Source organism: Citrobacter sp. Cb023, assembly GCF_030336805.1.
Lineage (GTDB): Bacteria > Pseudomonadota > Gammaproteobacteria > Enterobacterales > Enterobacteriaceae > Citrobacter > Citrobacter braakii.
On sequence record NZ_JAOWCV010000041.1, the window covers coordinates 94,322 to 103,708 of the forward strand.

Genomic DNA, 9,387 nt, shown 5'->3' on the forward strand with positions numbered 1-9,387 from the left:
GGGAAATTTGACGTGTTCGATTTTTTTAGCGTGTCAAAGGGGGGAATTATCATTGAATTTGATTAATTTAATTACTAAACCACCCCATGTCGCTTTTTTTATCCAATTGCCAGTGTGGATTATTGGCGCGCGAAATTTGTCTCGTTAACGCGATACGAGTAGACTTCGTGCCCTTGTCTTAAATCGGAGAAACAACCATGAGCGAAACGGCAACCTGGCAGCCGAGCGCGTCCATCCCCAATCTGTTAAAACGTGCAGCAATTATAGCGGAGATTCGCCGCTTTTTTGCCGATCGTGGCGTGCTTGAGGTTGAGACCCCTTGTATGAGTCAGGCAACGGTAACGGACATCCATCTGTTCCCGTTCGAAACGCGTTTCGTCGGCCCTGGACACTCCCAGGGAATGAATCTCTATTTAATGACCAGCCCGGAATACCATATGAAGCGCCTGCTGGTGGCAGGATGCGGCCCGGTGTATCAATTGTGCCGCAGCTTCCGTAATGAAGAGATGGGGCGTCATCATAACCCTGAATTCACCATGCTCGAGTGGTATCGTCCGCACTACGATATGTATCGCCTGATGAATGAAGTGGATGATTTGCTCCAGCAGGTGCTGGACTGCTCACCTGCGGAAAGTCTCTCTTACCAGCAAGCCTTCCAGCGCCATCTGGAGATAGACCCGCTGTCTGCGGATAAAACCCAACTGCGGGAAGTGGCGGCGAAATTGGATCTCAGTAATATCGCCGATACCGAAGAAGACCGGGACACCTTACTGCAGTTGCTGTTTACGATGGGCGTTGAGCCGCATATTGGCAAAGACAAACCGACGTTTGTGTATCATTTCCCGGCCAGCCAGGCATCACTGGCGCAAATCAGTACCGAAGATCACCGCGTGGCTGAACGTTTCGAGGTTTACTACAAAGGTATTGAGCTGGCGAATGGTTTCCATGAATTGACCGACGCGCGCGAACAGCAGCAGCGGTTTGAGCAGGATAACCGCAAACGTGCCGCACGTGGCTTGCCGCAGCAGCCTATCGACACCAACCTGCTTGAAGCGTTAAAAGTGGGTATGCCGGATTGCTCTGGTGTGGCGCTGGGCGTTGACCGTCTTGTGATGCTGGCATTGGGCGCAGAGAGCCTGGCCGAGGTTATCGCATTTACCGTCGATCGCGCGTAACGTACTCTCCTTCAATGCAAAGTGGCGGTGAAATAGCCACTTTGTAGCATATTTTTTCATTTACCCTCTAATAGCCACAATTTACTCCTGGATATTTGATATCGTTCAGGTATCAATTCTGTGTTGATTTTTCTATCGCTGAACTCTGAAAAGAGGGCAGTGCCAACCGGTGAGTGGCGTTTGTTAAACGCTTGCCAGAGTAAGGGATGGTTTAATGACCCAAACAATAAAAAAGATGAGCCTAATAGGTCTCATCCTCATGATATTTACGTCTGTTTTCGGTTTTGCGAATAGCCCCTCCGCATTCTATTTAATGGGGTATAGCGCGATTCCGTGGTATATATTTTCTGCATTATTATTCTTTATCCCATTTGCTTTAATGATGGCGGAAATGGGGGCTGCCTATCGGAAAGAAGAGGGCGGAATCTATTCGTGGATGAATAATAGCGTTGGGCCACGCTATGCGTTTATCGGCACGTTTATGTGGTTTTCTTCCTATGTAATATGGATGGTAAGTACCGCAGCGAAAGTCTGGGTACCTTTTTCAACCTTCTTATTTGGCGCAGACATGACGCAGCACTGGCGTTTTGCGGGGCTTGAGCCTACGCAGGTCGTCGGGTTGCTCGCCGTCGGTTGGATGATTCTGGTAACCTGCGTGGCCTCCCGGGGTATTAATAGGATTGCTCGTATTACGGCTGTAGGCGGAATTGCCGTAATGTGTCTTAATTTAGTTCTGTTGTTAGTGAGTGTCGCTATTTTGTTATTAACTGGTGGTCACTTTGCGCAGGATATTAATTTCATCTCCTCACCTAATCCGGGATATCAGTCCGGTCTGGCCATGTTGTCATTTGTTGTGTTTGCCATTTTTGCTTACGGCGGAATAGAAGCCGTGGGTGGATTAGTTGATAAAACAGAGAAGCCAGAAAAGAACTTTGCGAAAGGCATTGTCTTTGCCGCGATTGTCATTTCTGTCGGTTATTCACTGGCCATATTTTTATGGGGCGTTAGCACCAACTGGCAGCAAGTATTAAGCAATAGCTCGGTCAACCTCGGCAATATAACGTATATCCTGATGAAAAGCCTCGGGATGACGTTAGGTAACGCGCTGCATCTTTCTCCTGAAACCGCGATGGTGACGGGGGTGTGGTTCGCGCGTATCACCGGGCTTTCTATGTTTCTCGCTTATACCGGCGCTTTTTTCACGCTCAGCTATTCGCCACTGAAAGCGATTATTCAGGGAACGCCGAAGGCGCTGTGGCCAGCGCCAATGACCAAACTAAATGCCGTGGGGATGCCGACGACGGCAATGTGGTTGCAGTGCCTGCTGGTGAGCCTGTTTATCCTGCTGGTTTCGTTTGGCGGCGATACGGCTTCAGCGTTCTATAACAAACTGACGCTGATGGCGAACGTCTCGATGACGCTGCCGTATCTGTTCCTCGCGCTGGCGTTTCCGTTCTTTAAAGCCCGTACGGGCCTGGAAAGACCGTTTGTTGTCTTTAAAACCCGAGCGGCGACGTTGCTGGCCACATCGGTGGTTGTGCTGGTGGTGACGTTTGCCAATGTGTTCACCATCATCCAGCCGGTGATTGAAGCTGGGGACTGGAACAGCGCATTGTGGATGACCGGAGGCCCGATCTTCTTCTCGCTGTTGGCAATGGCGATTTATCAGAACTACAGCCGTCGCACGGCCAACGAGCCTGAGTGGGCGGTGGAGTAAACTTCCTGCTGAATCCGGCCTACAAAAATGATTCTTCGTAGGCCGGATTCGGCGAAGCTGCCATTCGGCATCATTGTTGTTTACAAACTCCCCGCCGGGCGACTGCTTCTGCCCGCAGAACTTAAGGTTCTTCCCGTTTGCTTACCGCCGAGGCTCTCCAGACGCATCTGGAACGGTGGGAACGGCATATCGATACCGTGCTCGCGGAAGCCTGCCAGAATCAGCTGGTGGATTTCGTGGCGCAGCGGCATACGATGCCCCATCTCAGCGGCATAAATACGCAGTTCGAAGATTTGAATCCCTTGCTGCAGGTCAACCAGGAAGACTTCTGGCGCCGGGTTATCGATAACCAGTGAGCAGCGTTGTGCGGCAGTAAGCAGGATCTGCGTAACCTCCTCGCTGTTAGCCTCCGACGGTGCCGGGATGGTTAATACCACACGGGTGACCGAATCCGATAACGACCAGTTGATAAACTGCTCGGTGATAAAGGCTTTGTTGGGCACGATGATCTCTTTGCGGTCCCAGTCGCTGATGGTCGTGGCGCGGGTATTAATTTTCGTCACGCTACCGGTAAGATCGCGAATCGTCACCGTGTCGCCAATGCGGATTGGTTTTTCAAAGAGGATAATCAGGCCGGAAATAAAGTTGGCGAAGATCTCCTGCAAACCAAAGCCCAGACCGACACCGAGAGCCGCTACCAGCCATTGCAGTTTGGACCACTCAATACCGATCATTGAGAAGCCAACCAGACCGCCAATCAGCATCAGCAGGTACTTGGTGATGGTGGTGATGGCGTAACCGGTGCCGGGGGTTAAATCGAGATGTTGCAGCAGCGCCAGCTCCAGCAGCGCGGGCAGGTTGCGCACTAACTGGGTAGTGATGATAAACACCAGGATTGCGATAAGCACCGCGCCCAGCGTTATCGGCTCTAAACTTTCCACACCCTGCACCGTGGAGGTGACATCCCACAACGAGATGTTTTCCAGGAAGCCGAAAGCAGAATGAATTTCTGACCACAGCACAATGACCGAGAGCAGGGCGATAAGCATCAGGATAGAGCGCACCAGGCGCAGCGATTGCGCGCTGATAGCATCCAGATCCACTTCGCTTTCATCAACATCAATCGTGCCTTCAAGGCTGGTGGAATGCGCTGGTTCTTCTTCACCCCGTGCGCGCTGCGCCAGCATTTCGGCACGTCGATGCTTGGCGCGGTCAAACGCCAGCCGGCGGCGCTGGATCAGCATCCAGCGGCGGATAACGTGATACACCACCAGTAACAAGAACCAGATAGCTACGGACGTTTCCAGACGCGCCAATAAAGCTTGCGACGTGGCGAGATAGCCCACTGCCGCAGCGAGAATGGCAATCAGCGGTGCGCCCATCAGCATATTCCACAACATGCTGTTGACCATGTTATCGCTGTTGCCTTCTTTATCGAGGTACAGCGGTATCCCGGCGCGTTTCAGGCTCAGGGTCACGACCGCCAGCGCACCGCAAATCAGAATAAAGCACAGACGCCCCAGTGAGGCGGAGAATTCCCGGTCATTGAGATTATCAAACATAATCACCGCCATGATCAGCGGCACAATCAGCCCGATACTCATCAGGTAATAGTGCATGGCTTTCGCGACGCGGTTACGCGGCCAGCCAAAGTGGGCAATGAACAGACCGTTGGGGCGCGCAAAGGTGGCGCAAATCATTACTGCCCACAGCATGGGCACCGTGGCGGTAACGCCATCCCCGATAGCGACAGCTAATGGATAAGGCCAGGCTTCCTGCAATCCGTAACCGAGCGTTGCCCACAGCACCGGCAACGGAGAAGCGACGAGTATCGACCAGAACACCGTGCGTATCGTCAGCCAGAAGTGGTCCTGGGTGACTTTCCCGACCCGCGCAGATGAACGCTCCAGAAAACGGGTGAAGTGTTTGCGCGAAGAGAGGCTAAAGCCAACCAGCACCAATGCCGCGAAAAGCGGCAGCAGCGTTTCTTTGCTGGTCAGCATCATGATGCTGGCTTTGCCCAACTGATTAAACGTATCTAATGAGATCAGACGCCGCAGATCCTGGACGATGTCGACAGGCCAGGAGAGGGAGATGGGGCTAACGTCCGAGGTCCAGAACAGATAGCGGTGCGTTGCTTCGTTGACCTCTTTTAGCGCATCTTCCAGTTGGCTGTTAGAGACTTTGAGCTTGGTCAGCTCAAGGATCAGCGTATCGCCGCCCTGTAACAAAGAGTTCAGCAGCTCACGCTGGGTGCGTAACTGGGCGTTGAGAATGCTGCTCTGTTCAGCGGTCAGCGGTTGTCCATCGGCCTGATGAATCTGACGCAACTGCGGCTGTTTGTTGAGGAGATCCTCATAGCGCATACGGTGCACGCGAAGCTGCGCCATTTCGGTATCCAACTGCTGAGGCTTGGGCATTTCCGGTAAACGGGATACCTGCGCGCGCAGTGCTTCTCCCAGCATATTTGAGACCCCAAGCCACTGAGACTGCTCTCGCAGCGTATTCAATGCCTGGCGCACCTGTAGCGTTTGGCTGGCGGCTTGACGCTGTTGCGAGGCGACCAGGTCCATACGTTGCGCCTGCTGGTTTAATGCCTGAGACAGTTCGCGGTTAACCTTGAACTGGTCGACAATACCTTCCGGCAGTCCCGCACTGTTTTCCGCCAACAGTTCGGTGCTTTCCAGCGCTCGCTCTGCCTCACGCTGACGTTGACTGTTGAGCTGGTTGCGCAAAGCCTGCAGGTAAGTATCGAGCTGCTGGCTCTGTTTTTCCGCCAGCTCTGAGCGCATACGCGCCAGCTCCTGGCGGTTATTAGCGGAAAGCTGCGCCAGCTCCAGTTCATCGACCAGGGCTTTGAGTTTGGCGGATTCAGCCTGCATCGCCTGATTCTGCGCGGGATTAGAGTTGGCGGTACCAATACGTCGCTCAAGCTCATTTAGCTGGCGGCGGGCATCGGTTTGCTGTTGAGGAAGCTGGCTTAACGAGTCGGCGATTTCCCGGGCGCGATCCTGCTCCTGCTGGGCCTGACGACTCTTTTCCAACAGTTGGCTGCTGACCTGGAGGATCTCCTGGTTTAACGCATCGGTGGTGAGTCCGGTTGGCACATTGCGCGGTTCGTCGCGCAGGTTGCTAAGCTGCGCGCGTAATGTTGCGGACAGCTTGGGGAAGTTATCAATAACCTGCTGATATTGCTGGGCACGCTCGAGAGAACCTTTACGCTCCTCGAGGGCATTCAGCGCGGACTGGAGCGCCTCGACGGTTTCTGGCTGAGCAGGTTTCGCCGCTTTTGCCTGCTCCAGTTCCTGGGTGAGTTGTTTGGCATCGGGGGCCGTCGCAGCGTACGCCCCCAGGCTGAGGCACCAGGCCATCAGAAAAGTGATAATCAGGCGCACAGCAGCGATTCCTATGTTTAACTTTCGTCTTTTTTGTCGTCAACCAGCGGGCTGGCGTCGTGTTCTGCTTCGATCTCTTCTTTCGCAAGCGGGGCAGGTTCTGCCGCTGGCGTCACGAATGTCTCGGTCGAGATGGCCATTGGCTGGCCGATTTTGGTCACTGAAAGGTCCTGCAACTGCTCAACCAGGTTAACTTTGCCAGGCGCGAACAGGTTGATAACGGTGGAACCGAGCTTAAAGCGGCCCATTTCCTGACCTTTCAGCAGCGCCACCGACCCTTCGCTTTCACCTTCCGGCCAGGTCCAGCGTTTGATGACGCCTTCACGCGGTGGGGTAATGGTGCCAGCCCATGCGGTTTCAATACTGCCGACGATGGTCGCGCCGACCAGAATCTGCACCATCGGGCCAAATTCGGTATCAAACAGACAGATTACGCGTTCGTTGCGTGCAAACAGGTTTGGAACGTTTTGCGCAGTCAGGATATTTACAGAGAAGAGATCGCCTGGCACGTACATCATTTCACGCAGGATACCGTTACACGGCATATGTACACGGTGGTAATCGCGTGGAGATAAGTAAGTGGTCACAAACGTACCGTTGCGGAATTTGTCCGCCATCTGGTAGTTGCCGGCCAGCAGTGCTTCAAGGGTATAGCTGTGCCCTTTGGCCTGCAGCAGTTTGTCTTCTTCGATGTTTCCTAACTGGTTAATCACGCCGTCAGCAGGCATGACCAGTACGTTTGGATCGGTGTTAATCGGGCGAACGTCGTCGCGCAGTGGGCGAACAAAGAAGTCGTTAAAGGTGCGATAGCTGGCGGTATCCGGCTTTTGCGCCTCTTTCATATCGACCTTGTAATATTTCACGAACAGATCGATAACCAGTTTAGTCAGCCATCCTGCTCGTTTGCTCGCACCCCAACCCGCCAGGCGAGTGAGCCATAGTTTCGGCAGAATGTATTGTAGCGAAAGCTTAAATGAGTTTAACAAGGTAGCCTCCAGGCCATAATTTGTTCCCGATCCGGCATACGGGCCGGATCCTGAAAAAAGGGGGACGATTCTAGCGATGCTTAGCTTAGTTGTCAGTTGTCTGTATCAGAAAAGTTTTTACGTGTTTTTACCTGCGCCATGCTTTCCAGGATGCGGTGATAATTTTCAAACCGAGTTTCGGCTATTGCCCCTTTTTCTACGGCCTCACGGATAGCGCAGCCTGGATCGGTATCATGCTTGCAGTCGCGGTATTTGCAGTGGCCCAGGTAGTCATGGAATTCGACAAAACCATGTGTGATTTGTTCCGGCTCCAGATGCCACAATCCGAACTCACGTACGCCAGGGGAGTCGATAACGTCGCCACCGTGCGGGAAATGATACAGGCGAGAGGCAGTGGTGGTGTGCTGTCCAAGGCCGGAGTTGTCGGAGACATCGTTGGTCAGGATCTCTTCCTGCAGACCGAGAAGATTATTGAGCAGGCTAGATTTACCAACGCCCGACTGACCGGCAAAAATGCTGATGCGATCGGTTAATGCTTCTTCAAGCGGTTTCAGGCCGTCTTTCGTGCGGCTTGATACCATCAACACGCGATAGCCAATGTGGCGATAAATATCCATCTGTTCGTTAACAAAGGCCATGCCTTCGTCATCCAGCAGATCGATCTTATTCAAGACGATAATTGGTTCAACGTGTAGCGTTTCACAGGCTACCAGATACCGGTCGATAATATTGAGTGACAGCTCGGGTAAGATGGCTGAGACAATAACGATCTGGTTGATGTTGGCGGCAATGGGTTTTACCCCGTCGTAAAAGTCGGGACGTGTCAGTACCGAGGTACGCTCGTGTACCGCCTCAACGATGCCTTTGACATTCACGCCTTCTGCTGCTGCTTTTCCCGGGCGCCAGACAACGCGATCGCCGGTCACCAGCGAGCGAATTGTACGGCGGATGTTGCAGCGGTGAATCTCACCGTCAGCAGATTCCACGTCGGCATGCATACCAAAACGGCTGATAACGATGCCTTCAGCGGTTTCGCCAAACAGGTTGTCGTCGTAGTCTGGCTTCTCCGTGGACGTTTTCAGACGACGCTGGTGATTGGCGTTCACACGGCGCTGTTGGCCTTTGGAGAGTTTATTCTTACTCAATCGGACTGACTCCTGGTCGCCCATAATGGGCAAAACATTTATGATACACGCAATTTTAGATGAATATAGTCACACTGAATGTGACGCTGAAGGGTGGAAAATAGCATGAGTGCCAATGAAAACAACCTGATTTGGATCGATCTGGAGATGACAGGTCTGGATCCCGAGCGCGATCGCATAATTGAGATAGCCACGCTGGTGACGGATGCCAACCTGAATATTCTGGCTGAAGGACCGACAATTGCGGTGCACCAGTCCGACGAACAGCTGGCATTAATGGATGACTGGAACGTACGTACGCATACCGGTAGTGGGCTAGTGGATCGCGTGAAGGCGAGCACCATGGGGAATCGTGAAGCTGAACTGGCTACGCTGGCTTTTTTGAAAGAGTGGGTTCCAGAAGGGAAATCACCTATCTGCGGCAACAGCATCGGTCAGGATCGTCGTTTCCTGTTTAAATACATGCCGGAGCTGGAGGCGTATTTCCATTATCGCTATCTTGACGTCAGTACTCTGAAAGAGCTGGCGCGTCGTTGGAAGCCGGAAATTCTTGCTGGCTTCACCAAGCAGGGAACGCATCAGGCGATGGACGATATTCGTGAATCTGTTGCTGAGCTTGCTTACTATCGCGAACATTTTATTAAGCTTTGATTTTGTGGATGGCCGGACGGCGCTGCGGCTTACCCGGCCTACGAATATCGTTCCTGCGTGCTTGCACTGAGGTAGGATTGTCGCTAAATTAGACGACTTGCCGATAAATTCAGCACTTAAACAGAAAAACGAAAAAATCGCTTTTAGGGGGGTTGCAGCTAAACGGATTTCTCGTATAATGCGCCTCCCGTAACGACAGAGAATTACACGTTACGGCAGCAGCAAAAGCAGTACAAATTTGCGGGAATAGCTCAGTTGGTAGAGCACGACCTTGCCAAGGTCGGGGTCGCGAGTTCGAGTCTCGTTTCCCGCTCCAAA

6 protein-coding genes and 1 tRNA gene are annotated in these 9,387 nt (G+C 52.8%); 4 read left to right on the plus strand and 3 right to left on the minus strand.

Annotation, left to right across the window (positions count from 1 at the left end):
- The first annotated feature begins 197 nt into the window (after positions 1–197).
- Positions 198–1,175: an elongation factor P--(R)-beta-lysine ligase gene (gene epmA, locus OGW44_RS25150; RefSeq protein WP_003830517.1), complete on the plus strand. Its 978-nt coding sequence runs from the start codon at positions 198–200 to the stop codon at positions 1,173–1,175.
- 214 nt (positions 1,176–1,389) lie between these two features.
- Positions 1,390–2,892, plus strand: a complete 1,503-nt coding sequence (gene yjeM, locus OGW44_RS25155; RefSeq protein ID WP_185654803.1) for a glutamate/gamma-aminobutyrate family transporter YjeM — start codon at positions 1,390–1,392, stop codon at positions 2,890–2,892.
- A gap of 80 nt (positions 2,893–2,972) precedes the next feature.
- On the opposite strand, the gene mscM is transcribed toward yjeM, so the two are convergent.
- From mscM to rsgA, 3 genes are all read right to left on the minus strand, one after another.
- Complete coding sequence (gene mscM / locus OGW44_RS25160; RefSeq protein WP_016151404.1) at positions 2,973–6,287, minus strand: miniconductance mechanosensitive channel MscM; 3,315 nt, start codon at positions 6,285–6,287, stop codon at positions 2,973–2,975.
- Positions 6,288–6,304: 17 nt separating this feature from the next.
- Complete coding sequence (gene asd / locus OGW44_RS25165; protein ID WP_104651672.1) at positions 6,305–7,273, minus strand: archaetidylserine decarboxylase; 969 nt, start codon at positions 7,271–7,273, stop codon at positions 6,305–6,307.
- A 92-nt stretch (positions 7,274–7,365) separates the two neighbouring features.
- Positions 7,366–8,418, minus strand: coding sequence for a small ribosomal subunit biogenesis GTPase RsgA (rsgA, locus tag OGW44_RS25170; RefSeq protein WP_019078196.1), 1,053 nt, complete (start codon positions 8,416–8,418; stop codon positions 7,366–7,368).
- A 105-nt stretch (positions 8,419–8,523) separates the two neighbouring features.
- Here rsgA and orn point away from each other — a divergent pair, with 105 nt between their 5' ends.
- Both orn and OGW44_RS25180 read left to right on the plus strand, forming a co-directional pair.
- A complete protein-coding gene (gene orn / locus OGW44_RS25175; protein WP_185654802.1) occupies positions 8,524–9,069 on the plus strand; it encodes an oligoribonuclease in 546 nt (181 codons plus the stop codon).
- A 240-nt stretch (positions 9,070–9,309) separates the two neighbouring features.
- Positions 9,310–9,385, plus strand: a tRNA-Gly gene (locus tag OGW44_RS25180).
- Positions 9,386–9,387 lie beyond the last annotated feature (2 nt).